Source organism: Stenotrophomonas sp. YJH_SMC_4 (assembly GCF_059371575.1).
The window spans coordinates 47574-72642 of the sequence record NZ_JCAFUR010000002.1 but is presented as its reverse complement, the minus strand read 5'-3'; the positions used below and the strand labels follow the sequence as shown (position 1 = coordinate 72642).

At 67.5% G+C, this 25069-nt stretch carries 24 protein-coding genes; 9 read left to right on the top strand and 15 right to left on the bottom strand.

Annotated features, from left to right (window positions below):
• The first annotated feature begins 125 nt into the window (after nucleotides 1-125).
• The 3 genes from prmA (at nucleotide 126) to fis (ending at nucleotide 2246) form a co-directional block, all read left to right on the top strand.
• Nucleotides 126-1046, top strand: coding sequence for a 50S ribosomal protein L11 methyltransferase (prmA, locus tag AC5P9F_RS03820; protein ID WP_049459111.1), 921 nt, complete (start codon nucleotides 126-128; stop codon nucleotides 1044-1046).
• Nucleotides 1047-1088: 42 nt separating this feature from the next.
• Nucleotides 1089-1856: a DUF3426 domain-containing protein gene (locus AC5P9F_RS03815; RefSeq protein WP_111174142.1), complete on the top strand. Its 768-nt coding sequence runs from the start codon at nucleotides 1089-1091 to the stop codon at nucleotides 1854-1856.
• 114 nt (nucleotides 1857-1970) lie between these two features.
• Nucleotides 1971-2246, top strand: a complete 276-nt coding sequence (fis, locus tag AC5P9F_RS03810; protein ID WP_005419706.1) for a DNA-binding transcriptional regulator Fis — start codon at nucleotides 1971-1973, stop codon at nucleotides 2244-2246.
• A 126-nt stretch (nucleotides 2247-2372) separates the two neighbouring features.
• Here the strand turns inward: fis and AC5P9F_RS03805 are convergent, their stop codons facing one another.
• The 6 genes from AC5P9F_RS03805 to AC5P9F_RS03780 are packed head-to-tail and all read right to left on the bottom strand — an operon-like array spanning nucleotide 2373 to nucleotide 8173.
• Entirely contained in the window at nucleotides 2373-3368 is a 996-nt protein-coding gene (locus tag AC5P9F_RS03805) for a phosphatidate cytidylyltransferase (protein WP_005414654.1), read from the bottom strand.
• The gene (locus AC5P9F_RS03800) at nucleotides 3365-3994 is read right to left on the bottom strand and encodes a lysophospholipid acyltransferase family protein (protein ID WP_005411260.1); all 630 of its coding nucleotides are present in this window, start codon (nucleotides 3992-3994) and stop codon (nucleotides 3365-3367) included. Before AC5P9F_RS03800 ends, AC5P9F_RS03805 begins: the two co-directional genes overlap by 4 nt.
• A gap of 13 nt (nucleotides 3995-4007) precedes the next feature.
• Complete coding sequence (locus AC5P9F_RS03795) at nucleotides 4008-4445, bottom strand: hypothetical protein (RefSeq protein ID WP_100438945.1); 438 nt, start codon at nucleotides 4443-4445, stop codon at nucleotides 4008-4010.
• Nucleotides 4442-5770 carry a phosphatase PAP2/dual specificity phosphatase family protein gene (locus AC5P9F_RS03790; RefSeq protein ID WP_109337587.1) on the bottom strand — a complete coding sequence of 443 codons (1329 nt, stop codon included), beginning with the start codon at nucleotides 5768-5770 and terminating at the stop codon, nucleotides 4442-4444. Before AC5P9F_RS03790 ends, AC5P9F_RS03795 begins: the two co-directional genes overlap by 4 nt.
• On the bottom strand, nucleotides 5770-7521 hold the full coding sequence (locus AC5P9F_RS03785; RefSeq protein WP_005414657.1) for a bifunctional alpha/beta hydrolase/class I SAM-dependent methyltransferase: 1752 nt from the start codon (nucleotides 7519-7521) through the stop codon (nucleotides 5770-5772). Before AC5P9F_RS03785 ends, AC5P9F_RS03790 begins: the two co-directional genes overlap by 1 nt.
• A 34-nt stretch (nucleotides 7522-7555) precedes the next feature.
• Nucleotides 7556-8173, bottom strand: coding sequence for a CDP-alcohol phosphatidyltransferase family protein (locus AC5P9F_RS03780; protein ID WP_100438947.1), 618 nt, complete (start codon nucleotides 8171-8173; stop codon nucleotides 7556-7558).
• A 223-nt stretch (nucleotides 8174-8396) separates the two neighbouring features.
• On the opposite strand from AC5P9F_RS03780, the gene purH reads away from it, so the two are divergent.
• Genes purH through purD form a run of 3 tightly spaced genes read left to right on the top strand, consistent with a single transcriptional unit; the run spans nucleotide 8397 to nucleotide 12217 of the window.
• On the top strand, nucleotides 8397-9980 hold the full coding sequence (purH, locus tag AC5P9F_RS03775; protein ID WP_099473486.1) for a bifunctional phosphoribosylaminoimidazolecarboxamide formyltransferase/IMP cyclohydrolase: 1584 nt from the start codon (nucleotides 8397-8399) through the stop codon (nucleotides 9978-9980).
• Nucleotides 9981-9996: 16 nt separating this feature from the next.
• On the top strand, nucleotides 9997-10875 hold the full coding sequence (locus AC5P9F_RS03770; RefSeq protein WP_099473488.1) for a hypothetical protein: 879 nt from the start codon (nucleotides 9997-9999) through the stop codon (nucleotides 10873-10875).
• A gap of 58 nt (nucleotides 10876-10933) precedes the next feature.
• A complete protein-coding gene (gene purD / locus AC5P9F_RS03765; protein WP_099473490.1) occupies nucleotides 10934-12217 on the top strand; it encodes a phosphoribosylamine--glycine ligase in 1284 nt (427 codons plus the stop codon).
• Nucleotides 12218-12376: 159 nt separating this feature from the next.
• On the opposite strand, the gene AC5P9F_RS03760 is transcribed toward purD, so the two are convergent.
• From AC5P9F_RS03760 to rhlB, 8 genes are all read right to left on the bottom strand, one after another.
• Nucleotides 12377-12709, bottom strand: a complete 333-nt coding sequence (locus AC5P9F_RS03760) for a helix-turn-helix domain-containing protein (RefSeq protein ID WP_099473492.1) — start codon at nucleotides 12707-12709, stop codon at nucleotides 12377-12379.
• Nucleotides 12693-13076, bottom strand: coding sequence for a type II toxin-antitoxin system RelE/ParE family toxin (locus tag AC5P9F_RS03755; protein ID WP_060381068.1), 384 nt, complete (start codon nucleotides 13074-13076; stop codon nucleotides 12693-12695). The genes AC5P9F_RS03760 and AC5P9F_RS03755 overlap by 17 nt, the downstream gene beginning before the upstream one ends.
• A 176-nt stretch (nucleotides 13077-13252) precedes the next feature.
• Nucleotides 13253-14128 (bottom strand): RNA polymerase sigma factor RpoH, encoded by an 876-nt coding sequence (gene rpoH / locus AC5P9F_RS03750; protein WP_005411269.1) that lies wholly within the window; start codon nucleotides 14126-14128, stop codon nucleotides 13253-13255.
• 278 nt (nucleotides 14129-14406) lie between these two features.
• Nucleotides 14407-15120: a uracil-DNA glycosylase gene (gene ung, locus AC5P9F_RS03745; protein WP_099473496.1), complete on the bottom strand. Its 714-nt coding sequence runs from the start codon at nucleotides 15118-15120 to the stop codon at nucleotides 14407-14409.
• Between the two features lie 9 nt (nucleotides 15121-15129).
• On the bottom strand, nucleotides 15130-15972 hold the full coding sequence (locus AC5P9F_RS03740) for a response regulator (protein WP_043034539.1): 843 nt from the start codon (nucleotides 15970-15972) through the stop codon (nucleotides 15130-15132).
• A 7-nt stretch (nucleotides 15973-15979) separates the two neighbouring features.
• Nucleotides 15980-16927, bottom strand: a complete 948-nt coding sequence (gene ftsX / locus AC5P9F_RS03735) for a permease-like cell division protein FtsX (protein ID WP_005414664.1) — start codon at nucleotides 16925-16927, stop codon at nucleotides 15980-15982.
• Nucleotides 16928-16930: 3 nt separating this feature from the next.
• Nucleotides 16931-17617 carry a cell division ATP-binding protein FtsE gene (ftsE, locus tag AC5P9F_RS03730; protein WP_005411273.1) on the bottom strand — a complete coding sequence of 229 codons (687 nt, stop codon included), beginning with the start codon at nucleotides 17615-17617 and terminating at the stop codon, nucleotides 16931-16933.
• Between the two features lie 177 nt (nucleotides 17618-17794).
• Nucleotides 17795-19522, bottom strand: coding sequence for an ATP-dependent RNA helicase RhlB (rhlB, locus tag AC5P9F_RS03725; protein ID WP_111174146.1), 1728 nt, complete (start codon nucleotides 19520-19522; stop codon nucleotides 17795-17797).
• A 511-nt stretch (nucleotides 19523-20033) separates the two neighbouring features.
• Here rhlB and trxA point away from each other — a divergent pair.
• The 3 genes from trxA (at nucleotide 20034) to AC5P9F_RS03710 (ending at nucleotide 24124) form a co-directional block, all read left to right on the top strand.
• Nucleotides 20034-20363: a thioredoxin gene (gene trxA / locus AC5P9F_RS03720; protein ID WP_005411275.1), complete on the top strand. Its 330-nt coding sequence runs from the start codon at nucleotides 20034-20036 to the stop codon at nucleotides 20361-20363.
• Between the two features lie 228 nt (nucleotides 20364-20591).
• The gene (gene rho / locus AC5P9F_RS03715; protein WP_049395351.1) at nucleotides 20592-22340 is read left to right on the top strand and encodes a transcription termination factor Rho; all 1749 of its coding nucleotides are present in this window, start codon (nucleotides 20592-20594) and stop codon (nucleotides 22338-22340) included.
• 209 nt (nucleotides 22341-22549) lie between these two features.
• Complete coding sequence (locus tag AC5P9F_RS03710; protein ID WP_005411277.1) at nucleotides 22550-24124, top strand: sensor domain-containing diguanylate cyclase; 1575 nt, start codon at nucleotides 22550-22552, stop codon at nucleotides 24122-24124.
• 34 nt (nucleotides 24125-24158) lie between these two features.
• Here AC5P9F_RS03710 and AC5P9F_RS03705 read toward each other — a convergent pair whose 3' ends face one another.
• Nucleotides 24159-25046 carry an energy transducer TonB gene (locus tag AC5P9F_RS03705; protein WP_043034296.1) on the bottom strand — a complete coding sequence of 296 codons (888 nt, stop codon included), beginning with the start codon at nucleotides 25044-25046 and terminating at the stop codon, nucleotides 24159-24161.
• Nucleotides 25047-25069 lie beyond the last annotated feature (23 nt).

Genomic DNA, 25069 nt, shown 5'->3' with positions numbered 1-25069 from the left:
AGTTTAGCAAGGCCCGCCAGGCCTGTCTGAATCGGTTCCGTTCATCTCCAAGCGGCATCTCAGGCAATACGGAGACGCTCCGATGGTCTAGCATGGCCCCCTTTCCCGCGATTGCCCCCACCGCCATGCCGTTCCTGGAACTGACCCTGCGTTGCACCGAAGCTACCCAGCCCCGCTATGAGAATGCGCTGGAGGATGTCGGCGCACTGGCCGTCACGCTGCTTGATGCCGAGGCCGATACCAGCAACGAACAGGCCATTCTCGAGCCGGGCGTGGGCGAGACCCCGCTATGGGACACACTGGTGCTGAGCGCGCTGTTTCCCGCCGACAGCAACGCATTGCTGCTGCTGGCCGCGCTGGAGGCGTTCGACCCGGAACTGGACTGGAGCAGCGGCAGTTTCCGCGCGGTCGAGGACGAGGACTGGGAACGCGCCTGGCTGGACCAGTTCCAGCCGATGGCTTTCGGCAGCCGCACCTGGATCGTGCCGTGGAACCATGAACTGCCGGAGGCCGCACAGGCTGCCGACGCCGCCGTGGTGCGGCTGGACCCGGGCCTGGCGTTCGGCTCGGGCACCCACCCGACCACCGCGCTCTGCCTGTGCTGGCTGGACCAGCTGGCCGTGGATGGCTTGCTGCAGGGCCAGCGCGTGCTCGACTTCGGCTGCGGCTCCGGCATCCTTGCGCTTGCCGCGCTGAAGCTGGGCGCCGCTGAGGCCATCGGCGTGGACAACGATCCGCAGGCCCTGGTCGCCACCGCCGACAATGCCGAGCGCAACGGCGAACAGGCGCGCATGCACGTGTACCTGCCGCCGGACGAACCGGTCGCCACCTACCCGATCGTGGTCGCCAACATCCTCGCCTCGGCACTGGACGCGTTGGCCGAGCTGCTGGCCGCGCGCGTGGCTGCCGGCGGCCGTATTGCCCTGTCCGGCATCCTGCACGGCCAGGAAGGTGAACTGCTGCAGCGCTATGCCGAATGGTTCGACGACCTGCAGGCGACCCAGGATGGCGACTGGATGCGCATCACCGGCGTGCGCCGCGCCTGATCGTGGTTGAATGACTGCTGGATCCGAGCCCGCACCCTGAGCATGTCCGAGCCGAACCCACCGCGACGCCCTCTGGCAACCTTCCTGCGCACCGCCCCGGAAGGTTCGCCCGTGCCTGCGACCGATGCGCGCACGCAGGAACCGCAAGAACACGCGTCGCCTGCCATGCAGGTGCCAGCCGGGCCCGCCGAAGCGGCGCATGTTGCGGCGGAGATGCAGCACGACGATGCGCCTGTCATCGTTGATGACATTGCGGCCATCGCGTCGGCACCGGTTGCAGTGCCGGCAACGACGGCCGCCGTTGACGCGCCGAGTTTCCTTGGCAATGCGCGCCCCCGCAGCCTGCCGGCACCGCGCTGGCACTGGCTGCTGGTTGCAGGGCTGGCGCTGCTGCTGGTGCTGCAGAGCCTGCTGGCCGACCGTGCGCGGCTGGCCGCCGACGCTGGCAACCGTGCTTGGCTGGGCACGCTCTGCGGCCTCCTGCGCTGCAGCCTGCCGGCCTGGCATGAACCCACTGCCTTTACCATGACCAGCCGCGAGATCCGGCCGCTGCCCGGCCGGGCCGGCGTGCTGCAGGTGCAGGCCAGCATCCGCAACGACGCTCGCTGGGCACAGGCCTGGCCGGACCTGCGCCTGTCACTGTCCGATGCTGATGGCCGGGTGATCGGCAGCGGTGTGTTCACGCCTGCGCAGTACCTTGGCGAGAACCCCGGCGCCGCGCTGCTGGAACCGGGCCAGAGCGCGCGCGTCGCCTTCCGTGTGCAGGAGCCCGCCGCATCCACCGTCGCATTCACCTTCGACTTCCTCTGAACGTGAAAAGGCGACCGGCCGTGGCAGGCCGGGCACGCTCGCGCTAGACTGGCCGCCACCACCTCGTCCGGCCGCGCGCACCGCGCGCACGGGCCCACCGAATCGGGAACCCCCTTGAACGCTGTCCTCTCTCGTCCTGACAACAGTCGTGGCGCTCCCCGGCCACCGCTGCGTGAACATGTCGCCCAATCCGTGCGCCGTTACCTGCGTGACCTCGATGGCTGCGACGCGGACGATGTCTACGAGATCGTGCTGCGCGAGATGGAGATCCCGCTGTTCGTGGAAGTGCTCAACCACTGCGAAGGCAACCAGAGCCGCGCCGCCGCGATGCTGGGCATCCACCGTGCCACCCTGCGCAAGAAGCTGAAGGAATACGGCATCAGCGCGTAAACGCGCACGGGTAGTGCCGGCCGCTGGCCGGCAACCCCACGAACGGTGGCAGGATGTTGCAGTTGCCGGCCAGCGGCCGGCACTACCGGTAGATCCGCCCCATGCGTGGATGGAAGCCCGGCAGAATCAACCGCCGCCGCCCGCCTTCCAGTAATACCGCACCACGTGGAAGAACACCGGCGCGGCGAAGCACACCGAATCCAGCCGGTCGAGCATGCCGCCATGGCCCTCGATCATGTGGCCCCAGTCCTTGATGCCCCGGTCACGCTTGATCGCCGACATCACCAGGCCGCCCCAGAACCCCATCAGGTTGATCAGCAGCGACAGGCCGAACGCCTGCAGCGGCGTGAACGGGGTGATCCACCACAGCGCCGCGCCCAGTGCGCTGGCACTCAGCACGCCGCCGACGAAGCCCTCCACCGTCTTCGACGGCGACAGCTTCGGCGCGATCAGGTGCTTGCCCAACAACTTGCCCCAGATGTACTGCAGCACGTCCGAGGACTGCACCACGATCACCAGGAAAGCAAACAGCAGCACGTTGCGCGAGGGGTCATGGCCCGGCACGTGCAGGTTCAGCAGCAGCGGCACATGCGAAATGCAGAACACGCAGATCATCAGCCCCCACTGCACCTTAGCGGTCCGCTCCAGGTAGTGCGTGGTGTCGCCGCCGATGGTCGACAGGATCGGCAGGAACAGGAACGCGTAGACCGGAATCAGCAGCGTGTACATGCCGTACCAGTCGATCCACACCAGGTAGTACTGCCACGGCAGCACGATGTAGAACGCGGCCAGCAGCGCGTAGTAATCGCCTGAGCGGGTCGGCGCCAGGGTGATGAACTCGCGCAGTGCGAACAGCGAGATGATCGCGAACAGCACGATCACCCCGGCGCGGCCGAAGAACAGCGCCAGCCCGACCACGATCGCCATTACCCACCACGCGCGGATGCGCGACACCAGGTTGGCGATGACCGCGCTGGGCCGGCCGCGCTGGCGCCATCGCAGCGTTTCGGCCACCAGCGTGGCCAGTACCAGCACCGCACCGACGCCAGCGAACAGCAGGCCGGTCTGCTGGCCCACGCTCTGCGCTGCCAGGTCGCCGGACACATCGATCAGGAAACTCATGCGCGCCCCCCGTTCGGCGCCAGGTCCAGCAGCGCCTGCCGGCTGCGGGCCAGGAAGGCCGCCTTGTCCTCGTCGGCCTGCAGCCGCAGCGGCGTACCGAAGGTGGCCGTGCACAGCAGCGGCAGCGGCAGGAACCGGCCCTTGGGCATCACCCGCTTCAGGTTGTCGATCCACACCGGCACGAATTCCAGCTCCGGCCGTTGCCGTGCCAGGTGATAGATGCCGCTCTTGAACGGCAGCAGCGGCTCATCGCCCACGTTGCGGGTACCTTCCGGAAACAGGATCAGCGAGCAGTCTTCGTCCACCGCGTCACGCAGGGCCTGCAGCGGATCCTGCTGGCGATGGCCGGCCTCGCGCTCGACCAGCACGCCGTTGAACACCGCATCGATCAGGTAGCGACGCAGGCCGTCGCGCTGCCAGTATTCGGCCGCGGCAACTGGCCGCACCTGGCGCCGCAACGCAGGCGGCATCGACGACCAGATCAGCACGAAGTCGCCATGGCTGGCGTGGTTGCCGTAGTACACACGGCGCTCGCTGGACGGCGCGCAACCGATCCACAGCGCGCGGGCACCGGTCACTACATGGATCGCACCACTGCAGGCGCGGGCAATCAGTTCGGCGAACATTGGTCCCTCCCGTTCACGTCTGCGGCCACAACACGGCCAGCACCAGCAGTGCGAACTGCACCGCTGTCAGCAGGTACTGGCGCAGCAGCAGGCGACGCATGCCGGCCCAGCGCGCGTCCCAGCCCCGCAGGGGCGCCTCGGGCGACGCGCGGCGCAGGCCGCTGTCCTGCAGCAGCTGATCAGTGCGGCGCGCGGCGGCATCGCCGTCCATACGCTCATCGCGCAGCAGCTGCAGCAGGCTGGCGTCCAGCGCAACCCGCCACGCGTGGTACGTCTGGGCCACCCCTGCAGACATGCTGGCCAGCAGCAACCCTGCAGCGATCATCGCCAGGCCCGGCTCGGTGCCGAGCAGCAGCAATGCCACCAGCAGCAGCCCCAGCGACAGGCATGCCGGCCAACGCCCCTGCCGCAGCAGCAGCTGCATGGTCGCCAGATCGGGAACCGTGCTCATGCGCGCACTCCTGCCGCATCGGTGATGGCACGCAGATGGGCCGTACCCAGCACGATGCCAGGGCGCGCAGCACGCACGATCGCCACCGCCGCGTCCGCATCGGCCGCACGACCACTGCGCAGCAGCCAGGTGGCCACGCTGGCGGCGCTGCGCGAATAGCCCAGCGCGCAGCACACCAGCAACGGTCCGTGCGCATGCAGGCGCTCGATGGCCTCGGCCGCTTCGCGCAGCTGTTCCGGTGCAGGGACCACCAGGTCCAGCATCGGCACGCTGGCATACGCGGCGCCCTGCGCGCGACAGGACAGCTCGGCGCAGGCATCCACCACGCCCCCCAGTGGCGGCGGCAACGCGCCGTTGGGAATGCGGCCCAGCCACACGCCGTCCAGCACCGGCTCCGGCTGCGGCGCACGCCGCGTCCACAGCCGCGAGTTGATCCAGGCAGCGCCCAGGTACGGTGCCAGCAGCCATCGCGCGGCCATCGTCAGGCGGCCATCGGCGCGCTTCTGGAACACCGCTGTACCCAGCCCGGCATAGGCCAGCGCCACCAGCAGCAACGACGTCACCGGCCACAGCAGCCACAACGCGGCGCCACGCAGAAGCACCACCGGCACCAGCAATACAGCGGCCCCCAGCAGGTACAACGCTGCCAATCGCCAACGCCTCGCATCACGCGCGGTGTGCCAGGCCCACGATGGTGGCGTGCCCTGCTCCGGCCACAGCCAGACGCACAGCCAACCGGCCAGCAGGCCGGTCGGGATATCGACGAAATGGTGCTGGAACGTGGTCAGCACCGAGACGCCGATCAGCAGTGCCCACACATGCAGTACCCCGCGCCACACGCCATGCAGGTACTGCGCGAACTTCACCCACAGCACGATCAACAGCACGATGTGCAGCGACGGCGCCTGGTTGAACGGCTTGTCGAAGCCCAGCAGCACATCGAACAACCAGCCGAACACACCGCCGATCTCCGGACGCTCGAAGCTGAAACGCAGCGGCCACAGCAGGAAGCAGGCCACCGCGATCAGCTGTGCACTGAACAGTCGCAGCGCATGCCGGTCCAGTTCCAAGCGATGCCGGCACAGGAAGAACGAGATTGCGTAGAACAGATCGATCGACCAGTACGGCACGATCGTCCACGGCACGAACGGGATGCGTGTCTCCCACGCGAACGCCATCACCGGCAGGGTGGCGTGGCGGCCGGCCATCCAGTTGGCGAAGCCGTAGCTGGCGAAGAAGAACGGACCCAGCAGGGCCAGCCACAGCAGGGCGCGCCGCCAGGGGCGCCCTTCCTCGGCCAGCGGGGTTGCGGCGAGCGTCGCCATCACGCGGTCCGGCGCGCCAGCGACACGGTGAAGATGCCGAAGTCGTCGATGCGCTGCGCCACCTTCTCGAAGCCGGCGAGGCGCACCAGCTCATCCATCTCCTGCTGGGTACGGCGACGCATCACCCACGCCGCGCCACCGCGATGGCTGGTCAAGGCGCGCGCGATGAATTCCAGCTGCGGGTGCCAGGGCTGGCCGGTGTAAGCCAGGTAGCCTCCCGCCGGCACCGTTGCGGCAATGCCCTGCAGCGAGCGCAGCACGGCGTCGTTGTCGGGGAACAGTTCGTACAGGCCCGAGACCACCGCCAGTGTCGGTACTGGATCGACCTTGGCCAGTTGCGCCGGATCGAACGCATCGCCCTGCTCGAAGCGGGCGATGTCGGCCGCACCCAGGCGCTCGATCAACGCTTGGCCCTGGGTCACGTTCAGATCGCTGAAATCACGCAGCACGATACGGTCGGCGCGCTGTTCGCCCTGGCCCAGCGCTTCCAGCACATACCGGCCATGGCCGGCGGCCACGTCCAGCACACGCACCGGCGTGCCCTGCCCGCGCAGGCGCTGGGCGGCGTCACGCAGCAGTTCCTGCAGGTGCTGGCCGCGCACGCGGATGCCGCGCCAGCCGATCGCATCCAGGTAGTTGCGATCGACCATCCGCCCCAATGGGCCCTTGCCGCGCGCCTCATTCCGGTAGATGTAGTCCAGCGTGCTACCGGAATCGAAACCGGTCCGCAGGCCCAGCGCGATGCCTTCGGACAGCGTGCCGCCGAAGCGCAGGCCGCCACGCACCACGCGCCAGCGCAGGTCGGCCAGGCTGTTGCGCTCCGGTGGCCAGGCCAGGATCTCGGATTCTTCGAAGGTTGGCCCGTGACGGTGCGCGTCGCGCCGTGACAGCTCGCGCAGCGGCTCGGCAAAACGCGCCTGGATGAAGCTGCGGATGCGCGCCAGTGCTGGTGCACGATCGCGCTCGCCGAGCGTGTCGTGGAAGAAGCCCGGCAGATGCACACGCTCCTTGATCGGGCTGGACAGGCGCTCGTAGAAGCGGTCCTGCGGGCCACGGTGCACGACGAAATCCGAGCCGGACACCAGCAGCTGCACCGGTACGCTGATTGCCTGCGCATCGGCCACGATGCGGTCGGCCGCCTCGTACAGGCCCAGCAGCACGCGCACCGAAATCGGCCGGGTGATCAGCGGGTCGGTGCGATAGCTTTCCACCCGCGCCGGATCGTGGGTCAGCCACTGCGGCTTGACGTAGCTGTTGACGAAGAAGTTGCCACGCAACTTCTGCATCAAGGCCAGGCCCGGCCGCGCGAACGGCACGTACAGCTTCACCTTGAACGCCGGCGAGGCCATGACCAGCGCGCGCAGGCGTGGCGCGTAGTCGTGCACCCAGGTCGCGGCGACCACCGCCCCTACGCTCTGCGCGATCACCACGATGTCTTCCACCGCAATGCCGTGCTCGGCGCCGATGTGGGCGATGAAACTGTCCAGATCACGCACCAGCGCCGGGAAGCCCGGTGCATCGCCCCGTGCGCCCGGCGAACGGCCATTGCCGCGCGCGTCCCAGGCGAAGAAGGCGGTGTCGGGCAGGTCCAGCTCATCGACCAGGTGGGTGACCCGGCCGGAGTGCTCATGGCCGCGGTGCAGCAGCACGATGGCCTTGGTGGCCGGCGTTGCGGTGGTGCCCGCCCAGTACCGGTAGAACAGCGGTACCTGGTCGAAGCTGTGGAATTCCCGTTCCTGCGCCTGACGCATGCAATCTCCTGATTGTCTTCTTGTATCTGCTTGATTAATTCGGCGAAACCGCTGCTTCCCGCAGTCCCCGACGGACGCGGTTGACCATCGTCAGCACGCACAGCACCGCCATGACCGCGGCCACGCCAGTGACCGTCATCGCGCCAACCCACTCAAACGCCAGCAGCAGGCCCAGCGCACCGATCACGAACGCGCGGTCGCTCTTGCCCATCGGGCCGTCGTAGCGGCGGCTGGCACCGACCATCAGCCCCAGCACCCCGGCGTACTCGCTCAGGGCCGCGGTCCAGGCCAGCAGCCACAGCGTCTCGGGGCGCACGCCCGGCACACTGAGCAGGCTCAGGTACAGCGCCGCATCGGCGATCACATCGCACAGCTCATTCAGATAGGCGCCCAGCCGCGACTGCTGGCCGAACTCGCGGGCCAGCATGCCGTCCACGGCGTTGAGCGCCATGCGCAGCAGCATCCACAGTGGCAGCAGCAGGTACAGCAGGGGCTGGGCCGGCGCGCAGCACCGGACGGCGGCGGCCACCAGCAGCGAGACCACGGCAGCGGCCACGGTCACCGTATTGGCAGTGATCCCCATGCGGTACAGGCCGCGTACGGCTGGACGCAACAGGTCCTGGAAACGTCCTTTCAATGCATAGATCGACATGATCCGTACCCGCTGATCCTTGGCAGTGCGGGCACAGCCTACCCCATCGTTGGCAGATTCCGACAACCCTGCTCTGGTCCGCAGGCCAGCCCCCGGATCGGGCCGGATCGGTGTGCCCGACCCGGCCTTGCGTCGATCGCCACGGCAAATTACCCCTTCCAGCGCCCGCCACCGGCCCCCACCGCCTACAATATCGGCCCCGCTCCGCTGCCGATTCTGTCCCATGACTGCTGATCTGTTGCCCGTCCGCCGGGCCCTCCTCTCCGTTTCCGACAAGACCGGTCTGGTCGAGCTGGCCACTGCGCTGGCGGCACGCGGCGTGGAGCTGCTGTCCACCGGCGGCACCGCCAAGGCGATCCGCGATGCGGGCCTGGCCGTGAAGGACGTGGCCGACGTCACCGGTTTCCCGGAAATGATGGACGGCCGGGTCAAGACCCTGCACCCGATGGTGCACGGCGGCCTGCTCGGCCGTTCGGGCCTGGATGATGCGGTAATGGCCGAACACGGCATCGGTGCCATCGACCTGCTGGTGCTGAACCTGTACCCGTTCGAATCGGTCACCGCCAAGGCCGACTGCACGCTGGCCGACGCGGTCGAGAACATCGACATCGGCGGCCCGGCCATGCTGCGTTCGGCAGCCAAGAACTTCGCCCGCGTGGCGGTGGCCACCGACCCGTCGCAGTACGCCGAACTGCTGGCCTCGCTGGACGCCAACGACGGCCAGCTGTCGGCCGCCACCCGCTTCGCGTTCTCGGTGGCCGCGTTCAACCGCGTTGCCCAGTACGACGCCGCGATCAGCAACTACCTGTCGGCGGTCACCGCCACCGACGCCGCCGTGCCGGCCCGCGCCGAGTACCCGGCGCAGATGAACTCCACCTTCGTGAAGGTGATGGACCTGCGCTACGGCGAGAACCCGCACCAGAGCGGCGCGTTCTACCGCGACCTGTACCCGGTGCCGGGCACGCTGGCCACCTTCCAGCAGCTCCAGGGCAAGGAGCTGAGCTACAACAACCTGGCCGACGCCGATGCGGCGTGGGAATGCGTGCGCCAGTTCGATGCGCCGGCCTGCGTCATCGTCAAGCACGCCAATCCGTGCGGCGTGGCGGTTGGCGCCGGCAACGGCGATGCCTACGAGCTGGCCTACGCCACCGACCCGACCAGCGCCTTCGGCGGCATCATCGCCTTCAACAAGCCGCTGGACGCCGCCACTGCCAAGGTGATCCTGGACCGCCAGTTCGTGGAAGTGCTGATTGCCCCGGATTACGAGCCGGCCGCGCTGGAATACGCACAGAAGAAGGCCAACGTGCGCGTGCTGCGCATCCCGCACGGTGATGGCCTGAACAACTTCGACAGCAAGCGCGTCGGCTCGGGCCTGCTGCTGCAGTCCTCGGACAACCGCGGCATGACCCGCGACGAACTGAAGGTGGTCAGCAAGCTGGCGCCGACCGACAAGCAGTTCACCGACCTGCTGTTCGCCTGGAAGGTGGCCAAGTTCGTGAAGTCCAACGCGATTGTGTACGCCAAGGACAACCGCACGATTGGCGTGGGCGCCGGCCAGATGAGCCGCGTGTACTCGGCGCGCATCGCCGGCATCAAGGCCGCCGATGCCAACCTGGTGGTCGAGGGTTCGGTGATGGCCTCCGATGCGTTCTTCCCGTTCCGCGACGGCATCGATGCCGCCGCCGCCGCCGGCATCAAGGCGGTGATCCAGCCGGGCGGTTCGATGCGCGATGCCGAAGTGATCGCCGCCGCCGACGAACATGGCCTGGCCATGGTGTTCACCGGCGTGCGCCACTTCCGCCACTGATACTGGAGCGACACGGATGTCCGCAGTCTCACTGAAATCGCTGGCCATGCTCGCCCTCGCGGGCGCGGCCGTGCTGGCCGGCTGCAAGCCTGCGGCCGCCCCGGTGCCTGCGTCGTCGCCACAGGCCGCCACGTCGGCCCCTGCCGAGCCGACGGCGCACGTGAGCCGCACCGCACGACTGCAGGCCTTCCTGGTCCAGCGCTACGGCAAGAACGCCAGGCTCTCCGGTGAATGGCACGGCAGCTGGAACGACGACGGCGAAACCCGCCCGATGGACTGGCACGTCTGCGCCGAGCAGCCGGTGGTGAGCGGTGACAGCTGGCAGCAGTTGCTGGCGGTCTGCGGCGCACTGTCCGAAGGCGCGCACATCGACGCGGGAACGATCGACTTCTTCGTGCTGCGCCCGAAGGGCGATGGCTTCGACGTGACCAGCGAACTGACCGGCGAACGCTTCGGCAGCGGTGGCCAGCCCGGCACGGTCAGTGTCATCCGCGCCGGTAGCGACTTCCATGGCTTCCGCGTCGAGGACGGCTGGTTCGGGCAGGGCTTCTCGCTGCTCTCGCAGTCGCTGATCCTGCCAGGCCCGAACGGCCTGGTGGCCAGCGGCAGCGTGCGCAGCCATATCGACAATGATGCCCAGTACGAGTGCGACAACCCAGGGGCCAGCAGCGACCCGGAGACCGTCGAGGACTGCCGTACCCGCCGCTTCAGCATCGATTTCGCACTGCGCTTCGACGACAGCGATCGCAGCGCGCGCATCTGGCCGCTGCTGATCGAGGAAACCGGAACCACCTGTGGTGGCAAGCAGGTCCGGCAGGAACACCGCTTTACCCTGGACCCGAAGACCTGGGCCTATTCCTTCCCCGAATCGCTGCGACGCGAAGGCTGCGAATGAAGCACCTGCGCCAACGGGGACATCGACCTTCCCTTCCCACGCAATCTGGAATCTCGTGATGAACGTACTTGTCATCGGCTCTGGCGGCCGCGAACACGCCCTGGCATGGAAGCTGGCCCAGTCCTCCCGTGTCACCGAAGTGATCGTGGCGCCCGGCAACGCCGGCACCGCCAGCGAAGACAAGTGCCGCAACGTGGCGGTGAAAGTGACCGACATCGACGGCCTGCTGGCGCTGGCCCAGGCCGAAGGCGTGGCGCTGACCGTGGTCGGCCCGGAAGTACCGCTGGTGGCCGGCGTGGTCGACCGCTTCCGCGCCGCCGGCCTGCGCATCTTCGGGCCGACCGCCGCCGCCGCGCAGCTGGAAGGCAGCAAGGCCTACGCCAAGGACTTCCTGGCCCGCCACAACATCCCCACCGCGTTCTACGCCGTGCACACCGAGGTGGATGCCGCGCTGGCCTATGTGCGCGAGAAGGGCGCCCCGATCGTGGTCAAGGCCGATGGCCTGGCCGCCGGCAAGGGCGTGATCGTGGCGATGACCCTGGCCGAAGCCGAAGACGCGGTGCGTGACATGCTGTCGGGCAACGCCTTCGGCGATGCCGGTGCGCGCGTGGTGATCGAAGAGTTCCTCGATGGCGAGGAAGCCAGCTTCATTTCGATGGTGGACGGCGTGCACGCGCTGCCGATGGCCACTTCGCAGGACCACAAGCGCGTCGGCGACGGCGACACCGGTCCGAACACCGGCGGCATGGGCGCGTATTCGCCGGCCCCGGTGGTCACGCCGGAAGTGCATGCCCGCGTGATGCGCGACGTGGTGAACCCGACCGTGCAAGGCATGATCGCCGACGGGATCCCGTTCACCGGCTTCCTCTATGCCGGCCTGATGATCGACGCCAGCGGCGCGCCGAAGGTGATCGAGTTCAACGTGCGCTTCGGCGATCCAGAAACCCAGCCGGTGATGCTGCGCCTGCAGTCGGATCTGGTCGAACTGGTGGAAGCGGCCATCGACGGCCGCCTGGACCAGATCGACGCACAGTGGGATCCGCGGCCGTCGCTGGGCGTGGTGCTGGCGGCGAAGCCGTACCCGGAAGCGCCGATCACCGGCGACGTGATTTCCGGCCTGGATGAAGTGCCGGCCACTGCCAAGGTATTCCACGCCGGTACGGCATTGGATGCACAGGGCCAGGTGCTCAGTGCCGGCGGCCGCGTGCTGTGCGTGGCTGCACTGGGTGACAGCGTGCGCGACGCGCAGGCGAACGCCTATGCCGGCGTGGCCAAGGTGACCTGGGCCAACGAATTCCACCGCAACGACATTGGCTGGCGCGCGATCGCACGCGAGGGGTGAGGCCCACGCGGGATCGGGGCATCCACGCATGGCGTGGATCTACCTGATCTTGCCGCATCCATGCATGGCGTCGATCATGCGAGGCTCGCGGTAGATCCACGCCATGCGTGGATTGAATACCACGGTAAAGCAAAGGCCCGGCATCGCCGGGCCTTTGCTTTACAGAACTGCTTCGAGGCCCTTCCGTTCAATCAGGTTAAGCAACTTCAGTGACGGTCCGCTGGGCTTCTTTTCGCCCTGCTCCCAGCTGCGTACGGTGGAAACGCTGGTATTGAGAACTCCCGCAAATACCGGCTGACTGAGCTGCAATGACGTACGCAGGGCACGGATCTGGGCACTGCTGTATTCAGGGACCGGCTCAAGGCAAAGCGCTTCGTAGCTGCTCAACCGACGCTTATCAATGAAGCCATGCGCGTGCAGATTCACAGCCGCATCATGCACCGCTTCAAGAAGCGCACTTTTCGCGCGCCGTCGCTCAGGGGGCTTCGTCATGGCCGATCTCCTGTAGATCCCCGTATTCCAAGGCACGATTCAGCTGCGCCGTACTCATTTTCAGGAACTCCGATGCGTACAACTGCAGCGCATCCCGTTCCGCATTCGTGATCGCAGTACGTTCATTCTTCTCGTAGCCGAAAAGGAAGAACCAATGCCCGCCTCGCTGCGTGGCGACGATGATTCGAACGCTCCCACGCTTTCCTCGCCCCGGCAACGCAACGCGCTTCTTGAAGATTCCGCCGCCAAGATCAGCATCCACCAGACCCGCTTCCATTTCACGTACCGACCGGTACAGCGCAGCGTCGGACAGGGTGGTCCTGCGCATGCTGCGATTGAAACTTCGTGTGCGGAAGATGCGTGGCATGATCATACCGTGCCACTGCGTGGTACGGCGTGAACATCAGCACCCAGCACATGACCCGGTCGGCGCAATCACCGCCCTGGCGTCAGAGTAGAGCCACGCCATGCGTGGCTAAGCCCCACAAATGAAAAAGGCCCGGCATTACCGGGCCTTTTCAGTACTTCAACGCCACCCGCGCCTTACGCGGTGAACAGCGCCTTCATCTTCTTCAGCGCGTTCGCCTCAACCTGGCGGATGCGCTCGGCCGACACGCCGTACTCGTCGGCCAGCTCCTGCAGCGTCACCTTGCTGTCGGCGTCCAGCCAGCGACGGCGGATGATGTCGCGCGAGCGGGCATCCAGTTCCGCCAGGCCTTCGCGCAGCAGCTGCATCTGGTTGTCTTCGCTGTCCTCGCGCTCGTAGGCCATCGACGGGTCTTCGTCATCGGCAACCAGGAACGCAGCCGGCGACGGCGGTGCGTGTTCGTTGTCCTCGTCGGTCGGCGCGTCGAAACCGATATCGCGGCCGGACAGGCGCGACTCCATTTCCATGACCTCGCGCTCGGACACGTTCAGGTCCTTGGCCACCGCGCTCACTTCCGCCGCGTTCATCCAGCCCAGGCGCGTCTTCGACTTGCGCAGGTTGAAGAACAGCTTGCGCTGCGCCTTGGTGGTGGCGACCTTCACGATGCGCCAGTTCTTCAGGATGAACTCGTGCATCTCTGCACGGATCCAGTGCACGGCGAAGGAGACCAGGCGCACGCCCATGTCCGGGTCGAAGCGCTTGACCGCCTTCATCAGGCCGATGTTGCCTTCCTGGATCAGATCGCCCAGGGCAAGGCCATAGCCGTTGTAACCGCGGGCCACGTGCACCACGAAGCGCAGGTGCGAATGCACCAGCTCGCGGGCGGCGTCCAGATCGTTGCCGTCGCGGAAGCGACGGGCCAGGTCCTGTTCGTCATCGACCGACAGCACCGGGATCTGGTGCACGGCACCGATGTAGGCGTCCAGCGAACCGAGCGCACTGGGAATCGGGAGATTGTTTGCCACAAGGGCAGTAGAGGTGTTCTGGCTCATAGGCACCCATCTTAGCAGTCCGGGATTTGGACTGCTAAAGGAGGAAAAAGTTCCAGCATCCTATTGATGCAACACTGGTCCCAAACAGAGCCCTACCGTAGCGCGATTTGATGACAGTGGCGAGCGCGCTTTTCGGGATTCACAATCCCTTGGAATTCAAGCAATTACCTGCCGGGAACCGGCCGATTCCGGTCAAGCGGAGCTGAACGGGCCGTTCTGGAGGCCCATTCAGGCCAGGGAACGTTGTCCGGCGTTCAGGCCCGGCCGCCAGCCGGCGCTCAGAGCACCGAGCGCGGCGGCAGCGACCAGTCGATCGGGGCCTGGCCGCGACGCAGCAGGTACTCGTTGGCCATCGAGAAATGGCGGCAGCCGAGGAAGCCACGATGGGCCGACAGCGGCGACGGATGCGGGGCCTTCAGAACGCGATGGCGACGGGTATCAATGACCTTGCCCTTCTGCTGCGCGTAGGCACCCCAGAGCATGAACACCAAGCCTTCGCGTTCGCGGTTGAGCACGTCCACCACGTGATCGGTGAAGCCTTCCCAGCCACGGCCCTGGTGTGCGCCGGCCTTGCCCTCCTCCACCGTCAGCACGGCATTGAGCAGCAGCACGCCGCGTTGCGCCCACGGGATCAGGCAGCCGTGGTCCGGGCGCGGGATACCGAGATCGCTCTCGATCTCCTTGTAAATGTTCAGCAGCGACGGCGGCACCGGCACGCCCGGCGGCACCGAGAAACTCAGGCCATGCGCCTGGCCACGGCCGTGGTACGGGTCCTGGCCGAGGATCACCACATTCACCTGCTCGAATGGCGTGGCGTCGAATGCGGCGAAGATCTGCGGGCCGGGCGGGAATACCGCCGCGCCACTGGCCTTGCGCTGGCGCAGGAAGCTGGACAGCTCGCGCATCTGCGGCTGCAGGAGGTAATCGCCGACATGCTGCTTCCAGCTCGGTTCCAGCTGGATCGTCGGGGTGTCCGCTACTTCATCAATCATTGCACCACTTCATCGAATCAGGGGTCCATCGTTCAACCGGGCCAGGCGCAGCTGGAACAGCACCTTGGTGACCAGCAGCCGTTCTTCGATCGGCTTGAGTACCAGGTCGTTGGCGCCGGACTGCAGCAGCCCGGTCTGGTTATGCGGGTTGCCGTCGCCGGTCATCACCAGCACCGGCAGGCGGCGCTTGCCGTAGCCGAAGTCCACGCGCACGCGCTGCACCACGTCGCGGCCGCTCAGTTCGCCCTTCAGGGTGACGTCGGTCAGCACCAGGTCGATGCGATGGCGGCTGCGGCCCAGCGACTCGGCGGTGAGCAGGGTGAACGCCTCTTCGGCGCTGACCACGTGCAGCACGTTCAACTGCTGGCGTTCGAGCATGCGCTTGGTGGCCTCGGCCACCACGCGGCTGTCCTCGATATAGAGGATGGTCGCGCCGGGAATGGTCTGCGGCTGCACATAGCCGCGGATGAAGGTCGCCAGCGCCTCGTGGCCCAGCGCCTTGTCGAAATAGTCGGTGACGTACTCGGTGAAGCGACGCTGCTCCAGATGCTGCTGGGCATCGCCGGACACCACGATCACCGGCACGTAGGCCTGGCCGGCCGCTTCGCGGATCATCCGCGCCAGCGCCAGGCCGTCGCCATCACGCAGGGTCAGCGAGGTGGTCACCAGGTCCACCGGGCCCTGCGCCAGCGCCTGCTGCGCATCCTCGATGCTGTCGCAGCCAATCACCTCCACGCCCGGCAGGTCGCGCTGCAGGACGTCGGCGATCAGCTTGCGGACCAGCTTCGAGCCATCGACCACCATCACCCGCGTCGCGGGCCCTTCAAGGTGCTTCAGCGCTTGCGGTTGCATGCCGGTCTCAGGTGTCGGTCGGTCGGGTCTGGCGCAGGAAGTGGCCGGTGACCAGCCACGCACCCAGCCAGCCCAGCAGCAGCGTGCCGAGCAGGACCAGGCCACCGTGCAGCAGGTCCAGGCCGTGCAGCACGAACGGGCTGCCGTAGCTGCGCGAGAGTTCGGCCAGCGGCACGCGCAGCGCGGCACCGGCGGCGCCGATCAGGGCCAGCGCAACCGCGCCGGCGCCCAGGCCATACCACGCACCCAGGTACAGGAACGGGCGGCGGATGAAGCCATCACTGGCGCCGAGCAGCTGCAGCACGCCGATCTCTTCGCGGCGGGCCTGGATGTCCAGGCGCACGGTGTTGCCGACCACCAGCGCGGCACCGACGCCGAGCAGGACCGACAGCACCTGCACCAGCCGCGCGCCGAACGCCAGCCAGGCATCCAGGCGCTGGCGCCACAGTGCATCGTGCTGCACCAGGTCGGCCTCGGGCAGGCTCTCCAGCGCGCGCGCCAGGCGCGCGTCGTCCTTGCCCTGGCCGGGGGTGATCACCAGCAGCGAGGGCAGCGGGTTGTCATTGAGTGCGTCGATCGCCTCGCCGAGGCCGGCGTCGCGCAGTTCCTGCAGGCCCTGCTCGGGCGTGCGCACGTTCACTTCGGCCACGTCATCGCGGTCGCGCAGCTGGCCGGCCAGGCGCAGCGCGCCGGGGCCATCGACGTTGCCCTTCAGGAACACATTGATGTCGCGCGACTGCTGCACGCTGCCGGCGAACTGCTTGAGGTTGTCCAGCGCGATCGACAGGCCCAGCGGCAGGGCCAGCGCCAGCGCCATGACCATCACCGTCAGCAGGGTCGCCCACGGTTTGCGGCAGGCACGGCCGAGGCTGAACACCACGCTGTGCGCGTGGTGCTGGAACCAGACGCCCACGCGCGAGGGGGCGGCGGCTTCGCTGTTTTCGTTCTTCGCCATGCGTTACTCCGCCAGATCCTGCGGCGAGATGTCATCCACCAGCCGGCCGTGGTCGAGGATCAGCACGCGCTTGCGCATGCGGCGCAGCAGCGGCAGGTCGTGACTGACCACCAGCACGCTGGTGCCGCGCGCGGGCAGCTCGGCGAACAGGGCCATGATCTCCGCCGCCAGGGTCGGGTCGAGGTTGCCGGTCGGCTCATCGGCCACCAGCAGCTTGGGCTCACCGACGATGGCGCGGGCGATGCCAACGCGCTGCTGCTCACCGGCCGACAGCTGCGAGGGCAGCGCCTTCTCGCGGTGGCCCAGGCCCATCCGTTCCAGCACCGAGCGCACGCGCTTGCTGATGTCGCCACGGCGGGTGCCGCGCAGGATCAGCGGCAGCGCCACGTTCTCGGCGATCGAGCGGTCCATCAGCAGGCGGTGGTCCTGGTAGACCGCACCCACCGCGCGACGGTGGCGGGGCACATCGCCGCCACGCACCTTCAGCAGGTTGCGCTCGTCGAACACCACCGCGCCACGGCTGGGCCGCTCGTCCAGGTGGATCAACTTGAGCAGGGTGCTTTTGCCCGCACCGGAATGGCCGGTGACGAACAGCATCTCGCCCGGCGCGACCTCGAAGCTGACATCGGTCAGTGCCTCGTGGCCACCGGCGTACTGTTTGCTGACATTGTCGAAGCGCAGGACACTCATGCCCCGATTATGCAGGACCGGCGCGACGTCGTGGAGACGGTCACACGAGCGGTAGTGCCGGCCGCTGGCCGGCAACCCACACAACTGCCAGCCAGGGTGGGTGCCGACCGTTGGTCGGCACGCCCTTGAAGCCACCCGACCAACGGTCGGGTGCTACCCGCTGATCGGCAGCGCCGATCAGTTACCCGACAGCATCCGGCGGATCTTGCGGCCGATGCGGGTCAGGAACGAATCGCCGGTATCAGCAGCCGTGCGCACCGGCTTGGCCACCACCTGCACCGGCGTGACCGGGCTGGCGCCATTGCCGGCGGCGTTCTGCACGCCCTCGGCACCTTCGACCGGACGACCGTGGCGACGGCGGCGGCGCTTGCGCGGCTTGTGCTCGCCGTCCGCAGCACCTTCCGGTGCGCCTTCGGCGCCCGGCGGGCGCGGCGGACGCGGGGCCTGGGCAGCGGCGCCTTCGGCACCGGCGGCCGGCGCGGCAGCGCCCTGCTCGCCTTCCGCGCGTGGCTTGCGCGGGCCACGCGAACGGCGTTCGCCGCTGCGCTCACCGTCACGGCCACCACGGCCACCACCACCACCGCCGGAACGGCCGCCACTGCGGCCACCGCCCCGACGCTCTTCCTCGGCGGCACGGGCTTCGCGCGCTTCGCGGAAGATCTGGCCGACGCTTTCGTTGTCCTCGCCTTCCTCGCCTGCAGCCGGTGCCGGGCGTTCCGGGCGCGGCAGCGGGGTCAGCAGCTCCTTGGTGACCGGCTCGGACGGAATCTTCTGCTCGATGTAGGCCTCGATGTCCGGCAGGCCCATGGCGTAGCGCTCGCAGGCGAAGCTGATCGCGTCGCCCTCTTCACCCAGGCGCGCGGTGCGGCCGATGCGATGCACGTAGTCTTCGGCGTCGAACGGCAGGTCGTAGTTGTAGACGTACTTGATGCCGTCGATGTGCAGGCCGCGCGCAGCCACGTCGGTGGCCACCAGGATTTCCAGCTGGCCCTTCTGGAAGCGGTTGAGCAGGCTCTCGCGCTTCTTCTGCGGCACATCACCGGACAGCACGCCGACACGGTAGCCGGCCTTTTCCAGCGAACGCGCCACGCGCTCGACGAACACCTTGGTGTTGACGAAGACCATGGTGCGCGCGCCTTCGCTGCGCGACAGCAGGCCCAGCAGCAGCGGGATCTTCTCGTCGTCGGCCGGGAAGTAGATGCGCTGGCGCACGCGCGCGGCGGTGATGGTCTCGGCTTCGACCACCAGCTTCTGCGGCTCGTTCATGTGCTCGTAGGCCAGCTCCAGCACGCGGTGGCTGAGGGTGGCACTGAACAGCAGGGTCTGGCGGGTGGTGCGCTCCGGCATGCGGCGCAGCAGGAAGCGGATGTCCTTGATGAAGCCCAGGTCGAACATGCGGTCGGCTTCGTCCAGCACGCAGATCTCGCAGGCGTGCAGCGACACCACCTTGTGCTGCTTGACGTAGTCGATCAGGCGGCCCGGGGTGGCGATGATCACGTCCACGCCCTGCTGCAGCAGCTCGCGCTGCTTGTCGTAATCCACGCCGCCGTAGACCAGGGCGAAGCGCAGGCCCAGGTCGGAACCGAACTTCACCGCATCCTTGTGGATCTGGATGGCCAGCTCGCGGGTCGGGGCGAGGATCAGCGCACGCGGATCTTCCGGCTTGCGATCGGCCAGCGCCGGACGCGTCAGCAGGCGGTTCACGACAGCGACCAGGAAGGCCAGGGTCTTGCCGGTGCCGGTCTGGGCCTGGCCGGCGACATCACCGCCGGGCAGCGCGACCGGCAGGGTCAGCGCCTGGATCGGGGTGCAGCGGGTGAATCCGGCTCCTTCAAGGCCGGCCTGCAGGGCCGGGTGCAGCTCGAAGGAGGAAAAGGTCAAATCGGTCAGCGGTTTGTCGCTCATGAGTCCGTCTTGGTATGGCCGCCGGCCCGTGGGGCGGCTGGCACTTCATCGTCTAGGGGCACCGTCGCAAACTGCGGCCCCTGCGGCGGGTTGGCAGGCTGGGACCACCCGGTCCGCGCGCCGCACAATGGCCCAGTTTAACGCACTCGGGCCGGCAAACCGGAATGCCCCGTCTCACCGGATGGAGAGACGGCGCGCCTTCATCCAGCCACACGGGACTTGAACGACCCCGCCGGTCCCGCTGGTGTCGCCCGCTGCCACCCCCATCTTCGGGAAGACAGTGAAATCCGACACATACCGGGCTTCGAAGCGATCACGATACGCTGGGTTCCAGCCGGCGCCTGTCCCCGCCCTGCGATAGGGGTACACTGCCGGCCGTGAGCGTCCAGGCATCCCGCCGAACGCACCGCGGCAGTGCGCCGCGAGGCAACGACGAGGGTCGCGCCACCGGGCATGGCCCAGTTCACCCACCTCCGGCATGGCCGGGTGCAATCCAAGACGAGAAACCAAGATGAGCGACAAGGTTGTACATGTCGGCGACGCCGACTTTGATAGCGCAGTGCTGAATTCCAAGGAACCGGTGCTGGTCGATTTCTGGGCCGAATGGTGTGGCCCGTGCAAGATGATCGCCCCGGCGCTGGACGAACTGGCCGATGCCTACCAGGGCCGCGCCAAGATCGCCAAGGTCAACGTCGACCACAATCGTGCGCTGGCCGCCAAGTACCACGTGCGTTCGATCCCGTACCTGGTCGTGTTCAAGGACGGCGAGAAGGTCGGCGAGCAGATCGGTGCGGTGGGCAAGGCCCAGCTGGCCGGCCTGCTGGACAAGGCCCTGGCCTGATCCTGCTGTTTTCCGGCAGCCGCCACCCGCGGCTGCCGGCGGACGCCCTGCGTCCATGATGAATGCTGTTCCCGGCAGCCCTTGCACGGCGCCGCAGGCCGATGATAGTGTCGGCACATCCGGCCGCGTTCGCGTGCCGCACCCTCTGGACGCAGTTTCTTCCAGACCCATTCCCAACGTTCGCCGCCCCAGCCGGGCGCTCGCACCTTCAAGCGAGGAATAACGCTCTTGTCCGATAACACTTCCGAAACCGGCAGCGCCGATGCGCCCGCCGAAAAGCGCGTGCGCAAGCCCCGCGTGAGCAAGGCCGCCGCCCCGGCAGCCGCCGAAACCAGCGCCGCTCCGGCGCAGCCGACCCTGCCGCTGGCCGCCGCGCCCGAGGCACCGGCCCCCGCCCCCGCACCGAGCGCGCCCGCCGCCGAGGCCCCTGCCAGCAGTGGCGGTGGCGAAGGTGGTGAGGGTCGCGAATCCGGCCAGCCGCGGCAGCAGAACCACCAGGGCGGTGGCCAGAACCAGGGCCAGAACCCGTACAACCAGAACGGCCAGCAGGGCCAGGGAGGCCAGGGCAACCGCCGTGACCGCTTCCGCAACCGCCGCGACCGTGACCGTGACCGCAACAACAACCGCTTCCGCGACGACGGCATGCCCAACGACGGCGGCGAGCAGCAGCCCTTCGTGCCGCGTCCGCACGCCAACGTACCGGAAGGCTTCCCGGTCTATTCGCTGAGCGACCTCAAGCGCATGCCGGCACAGAAGCTGTTGGAAATCGCCGAGCAGCTGCAGATCTCCGAAGGCGTGGCACGCGCCCGCAAGCAGGATGTGATCTTCGCCCTGCTGAAGGTACTGACCCGCCACGGTGACGGCGTCGCCGCCGACGGCGTGCTGGAAATCCTGCCGGACGGCTTCGGCTTCCTGCGCGCGGCCGAAGCCAGCTACCTGGCCGGCCCGGACGACACCTATATCTCGCCCAGCCAGATCCGCCGCTTCAACCTGCGCACCGGCGACCATATCTCCGGCCGCATCCGCTTCCCGAAGGACGGCGAGCGCTACTTCGCGCTGAACATCGTCGACACCATCAACGGCGAGCCGATCGAAGCGTCGAAGAACAAGGTGCTGTTCGAGAACCTGACCGCCCTGTTCCCGCGCCGCCGCTTCACCCTGGAGCGCGGCAACGGTTCGTCGGAAGACATCACCGGCCGCATCCTCGACCTGATGGCGCCGCAGGGCAAGGGCCAGCGCTCGCTCATCGTGTCGCAGCCGAAGGCCGGCAAGACCATGATGATGCAGCAGGTCGCCACCGCCATCACCACCAACCACCCGGACGTGCACCTGATCGTGCTGCTGATCGACGAGCGCCCGGAAGAAGTGACCGAAATGCAGCGCACCGTGCGCGGCGAGGTCATCAGCTCGACCTTCGACGAACCGGCCGCGCGCCACGTGCAGGTGGCCGAAATGGTCATCGAGCGCGCCAAGCGCCTGGTCGAGCACAAGAAGGACGTGGTGATCCTGCTCGACTCGATCACCCGCCTGGCCCGCGCCTACAACAACGTGGTGCCGAGCTCGGGCAAGGTGCTGACCGGTGGCGTGGACGCCAACGCCCTGCACCGCCCGAAGCGCTTCTTCGGTGCCGCGCGCAACGTGGAAGAAGGCGGCAGCCTGACCATCATCGCCACCGCGCTGGTCGACACCGGCTCGAAGATGGACGAGGTGATCTACGAAGAGTTCAAGGGCACCGGCAACAGCGAAGTGCACCTGAGCCGTCGTATCGCTGAAAAGCGCGTGTTCCCGGCCATCGACATCAACCGTTCGGGTACCCGCCGCGAAGACCTGCTGATCGAACCGGAACTGCTGCAGAAGATCTGGATCCTGCGCAAGCTGCTGCATCCGATGGATGAAATGGCGGCGATGGAGTTCCTGCTGGACAAGATGAAGAACACCAAGTCCAACGACGAGTTCTTCGGTTCGATGAAGCGCTGAGCCACGGCATTGCATCGAAAAGAACCTGCCGCTCGCTGCGGCAGGTTTTTTTTCACCTGCAGGGCGACCCACTTCACTTCACCGCCGCCCGGTTTTGGCGATAATCCGCCCGATGCCCTGCCCGGCCCCGAGGGCCTGGCCACCGATTCCCGCTGTCGCCCCTTCCGGAGAACCGGTCGGGTCCAGCCTCCTGCCGGATCCGTCGACGCATGCGAACGCTGTCTCCCCGCCTCAACCTGGGCAAGCTGATCCTCGCCCTGGCCCTGCTCAGCGCCATCATCGCGCTGGCCAACACCCTGCTGGCCAGCTACCGGGTGCAGCGCGACCAGCTGGTCGGCAACACCCTGGAGGCCAACCGCGTCTACGCCACCAAACTGGCCGAAACGACCCAGAACTTCCTGCTGGCTGCCCAGCAGGAACTGGCCTACGCCGCCACGCGGCTCGGCCAGGGCAACCTCGACCCGGCACAGGCCCAGGACGAAGCCAGCCGCCTGCAGCTGCAGACCAACAGCTTCAACTCTTCGCTGGTGGTGGATGCCGACGGCCTGGTGATCGCCACCTCGCCGCAGACCCTGCAGCTGCAGGGCGAAGTGCTGCACAGCGTCGGCAACAATGCCGCGCTGGCCGCGCGCCAGCCGATGATCAGCGACCCGTACCAGTCGGCCACCGGCAAGCTGCTGGTCTCGCTGTCGCACCCGATCTTCGATCGCCAGGGCCACTACCGTGGTTACGTCAGCGGCACCCTGTACCTGCGCCAGCGCAGCGCACTGCACACGCTGCTGGGCAAGCACTACTACCGTGATGGTTCCTACCTGTACGTGGTCGATCGCCATGGCCGCCTGCTGTACCACGCCGATGGCAAGCGGGTGGGCGACTACGTGGTCGGCAACCCCGCAGTAAAGGCCGTGGTGCGCGGCGAGCGTGGCGCGCAGCAGGTGCGCAACAACCTGGGCGTGTCGATGCTGGCCGGCTATGCGCCGGTGGCGGCCACCGGCTGGGGCATCATCGCCCAGCGCCCGACCGAGGCCACGCTGCAGCCGCTGTCGCGGTTGATGACTGCGGTAATCTGGAACGCAATCCCGCTGGGCCTGCTGTCGCTGCTGATCACCTGGTGGTTCGCCCGTCGCATCTCGATGCCGCTGTGGCAGCTCGCACGCAACGTGCAGGGCGGCGAAGACACCGGCAATGCGATCAGCCACGTCAGCGGCATCCGCGCGTGGTACTTCGAGGTCGCCCAGCTCAAGCAGGCGGTACTGCACAGCTTCAATGCACTGCAGGACCGCATCGGCACGCTCAACCGCGCCAGCCGCACCGATCCGCTGACCAGTCTTCTCAACCGCCGCGGCCTGCAGCAGGCGCTGGATGCCCTGCAGGTACAGGGCATCCCGTTCGCGATCCTGGCGCTGGACATCGATCGCTTCAAATCGATCAATGACAACCACGGCCATGACGTCGGCGACGCTGCCATCGTCCACATCGCCAACCAGATGCGCCGCTACTCGCGCGACAGCGACATCCTCTGCCGCGCCGGCGGCGAGGAGTTCCTGCTGCTGTTGCCGGGCATCAGCGCCGAGTCAGCGCGACAGGCTGGCGAGCGTCTGCGCCAGCACATTGCCGACCATCCGTTTGAACCGGTCGGCACCATCACCGTCTCGCTGGGCGTGGCCCACTTCCCCAGCTTCCATGTCGATGCCGAGCAGGCGCTGCGGCTGGCCGACAAGGCGCTGTACCTGGCCAAGGAACAGGGCCGCAACCGAGTGGTGGTCTACCCCTACGCCGATTGACGCGAAGCCGGGCTGGCCGGCTCCGCAGTGATCGTCAGCCCTGCTCCAGCGGCGTCAGCAGGCGCAGGCCGCGCTTGGCGCCGTCGACCATGTAGATGCCGCCCTCGGGCAGCAGGTCGCTGCCGTTTTCCGCCGCGTCACCGGTCACCCACGGTGCGCGCTGCTTCGGTCCTGGAATGAAGGCGCGCCAGCGGCCATAGCGCTCGGCAGCGGCATTGCGATCATCCGAGAACGCATAGTTGACCGGCACGCGTACCGACCAGAATTCCCGTGTGACGTCCTTCCCGCTGCTTGGAGGAATGAAGGTCCACTTGCGGGCGGTATTGATGCTGGCCTTGGCCAGCACATCGCGCAGCTTGGCCATGGTCCGCTCCGGCCCCGCCACGGTCATGTTGACCTGCTCGGCGATGACGTCGGCCACCGTGCCATCACGGGCGACCTTGATGATCAGGATCACATCGCCCTGACCACCGATCCTCATTGCCTCGTCCGGATAGCGCGGCGGCGCCAGGCGCTCTGCGGTCACCGAATCGGTGGCCTTTGGATCGTACTCGCTGAAATCCACGCTGGTCATGCTGACTTCGTAGTCGCCCTTGCCCGTGGACTTGCCACGCAGACGCACCCGAAACGGTGCCTGTGCGGCGACGGCCTTGCCATCGACCCGCGTCGGCTCGAAACGCCAAGGGCGAATGGTGCGTTCAACAAACGCGGCAACACCCGGGCTGATGTTTGCCTTCTGATCGAGCACCAGAGCGCTGACTGCGCCTTCTGCCGTGACCTCGATCTTTCCGGTCAGTGTCATGCTCAATTCGGTGGTGGCACGCACCGCGCGCGTGGTCTGCGCGTTGGCATCGCCGGCTAACAGCGGAGCGCCGGCACCGACGGCCAACGCGAGAGCGAGGAACAATGGGGAACGCATCATTGCCGGATCCTTGGTGATGAAGG

Bases quoted from the DNA above. Each gene is read 5' to 3' on its own strand.
- prmA (WP_049459111.1), top strand. From the start codon at position 126: ATGCCGTTCCTGGAACTGACCCTGCGTTGCACCGAAGCTACCCAGCCC.
- AC5P9F_RS03815 (WP_111174142.1), top strand. From the start codon at position 1,089: ATGTCCGAGCCGAACCCACCGCGACGCCCTCTGGCAACCTTCCTGCGC.
- AC5P9F_RS03805 (WP_005414654.1), bottom strand. From the start codon at position 3,368: ATGAGTTTCCTGATCGATGTGTCCGGCGACCTGGCAGCGCAGAGCGTG.
- AC5P9F_RS03800 (WP_005411260.1), bottom strand. From the start codon at position 3,994: ATGTTCGCCGAACTGATTGCCCGCGCCTGCAGTGGTGCGATCCATGTA.
- AC5P9F_RS03795 (WP_100438945.1), bottom strand. From the start codon at position 4,445: ATGAGCACGGTTCCCGATCTGGCGACCATGCAGCTGCTGCTGCGGCAG.
- AC5P9F_RS03790 (WP_109337587.1), bottom strand. From the start codon at position 5,770: ATGGCGACGCTCGCCGCAACCCCGCTGGCCGAGGAAGGGCGCCCCTGG.
- AC5P9F_RS03785 (WP_005414657.1), bottom strand. From the start codon at position 7,521: ATGCGTCAGGCGCAGGAACGGGAATTCCACAGCTTCGACCAGGTACCG.
- AC5P9F_RS03780 (WP_100438947.1), bottom strand. From the start codon at position 8,173: ATGTCGATCTATGCATTGAAAGGACGTTTCCAGGACCTGTTGCGTCCA.
- purH (WP_099473486.1), top strand. From the start codon at position 8,397: ATGACTGCTGATCTGTTGCCCGTCCGCCGGGCCCTCCTCTCCGTTTCC.
- AC5P9F_RS03770 (WP_099473488.1), top strand. From the start codon at position 9,997: ATGTCCGCAGTCTCACTGAAATCGCTGGCCATGCTCGCCCTCGCGGGC.
- purD (WP_099473490.1), top strand. From the start codon at position 10,934: ATGAACGTACTTGTCATCGGCTCTGGCGGCCGCGAACACGCCCTGGCA.
- AC5P9F_RS03760 (WP_099473492.1), bottom strand. From the start codon at position 12,709: ATGACGAAGCCCCCTGAGCGACGGCGCGCGAAAAGTGCGCTTCTTGAA.
- AC5P9F_RS03755 (WP_060381068.1), bottom strand. From the start codon at position 13,076: ATGCCACGCATCTTCCGCACACGAAGTTTCAATCGCAGCATGCGCAGG.
- rpoH (WP_005411269.1), bottom strand. From the start codon at position 14,128: ATGAGCCAGAACACCTCTACTGCCCTTGTGGCAAACAATCTCCCGATT.
- ung (WP_099473496.1), bottom strand. From the start codon at position 15,120: ATGATTGATGAAGTAGCGGACACCCCGACGATCCAGCTGGAACCGAGC.
- AC5P9F_RS03740 (WP_043034539.1), bottom strand. From the start codon at position 15,972: ATGCAACCGCAAGCGCTGAAGCACCTTGAAGGGCCCGCGACGCGGGTG.
- ftsX (WP_005414664.1), bottom strand. From the start codon at position 16,927: ATGGCGAAGAACGAAAACAGCGAAGCCGCCGCCCCCTCGCGCGTGGGC.
- ftsE (WP_005411273.1), bottom strand. From the start codon at position 17,617: ATGAGTGTCCTGCGCTTCGACAATGTCAGCAAACAGTACGCCGGTGGC.
- rhlB (WP_111174146.1), bottom strand. From the start codon at position 19,522: ATGAGCGACAAACCGCTGACCGATTTGACCTTTTCCTCCTTCGAGCTG.
- trxA (WP_005411275.1), top strand. From the start codon at position 20,034: ATGAGCGACAAGGTTGTACATGTCGGCGACGCCGACTTTGATAGCGCA.
- AC5P9F_RS03710 (WP_005411277.1), top strand. From the start codon at position 22,550: ATGCGAACGCTGTCTCCCCGCCTCAACCTGGGCAAGCTGATCCTCGCC.
- AC5P9F_RS03705 (WP_043034296.1), bottom strand. From the start codon at position 25,046: ATGATGCGTTCCCCATTGTTCCTCGCTCTCGCGTTGGCCGTCGGTGCC.